1 protein-coding gene is annotated in these 739 nt (G+C 50.2%); it reads left to right on the plus strand.

Going from position 1 to position 739, the window contains the following annotated elements; all coding sequences use genetic code 11:
* Window positions 1-739 (plus strand): FAD-dependent oxidoreductase (locus ACS8FD_RS20135; protein WP_439277170.1); only part of this gene is annotated, 739 nt, incomplete at both ends.

Raw genomic sequence — 739 nt, forward strand, 5'->3', positions numbered from 1 at the left:
AGCATCTGCACGTATGGGCGCGCAGACCCTGCTGTTGACGCATAATATTGAGACGTTGGGTCAAATGAGCTGTAATCCAGCGATTGGCGGTATCGGGAAGTCGCATTTGGTGCGTGAGATTGATGCGCTCGGCGGTGCTATGGCACTAGCGACAGACAAGGCAGGTATCCAGTTTCGCGTATTGAATAGCCGCAAAGGCGCAGCAGTACGAGCCACCCGTGCCCAAGCGGATCGTATTTTATATAAAGCTGCCGTACGCGCGACGCTTGAAAATCAGCCCAATCTTGATTTATTTCAACAGGGTGCTGATGATATTTTGGTAGAAAACGGCCGTGCGACGGCGGTTGTCACCTCCACTGGTATTATCTTTAAGACTGAAACCGTTGTTTTGACCTCGGGAACGTTTTTAGGCGGGGTCATTCATATTGGTCTTGAGAACTCTAAAGGCGGACGTGCAGGGGATCAGCCTTCTATTAAGTTGGCAGATCGTTTGCGTGAGCTAAAACTGCCAGTTGGGCGCTTAAAGACAGGTACACCTGCACGTATCGATGCGCGTAGCGTAGACTTTAGTGTAATGACGGTGCAGCCGGGTGATACGCCATTGCCAGTGATGAGCTATATGGGTGATGTGTCTATGCACCCTGAGCAAGTCAATTGTTATATTACGCATACCAATGCACGCACCCATGACATCATCCGTGAAAACCTCGAGCGCTCACCGATGTTCTCTGGCAAAATT

It is taken from the genome of Psychrobacter sp. 1U2 (assembly GCF_051847575.1).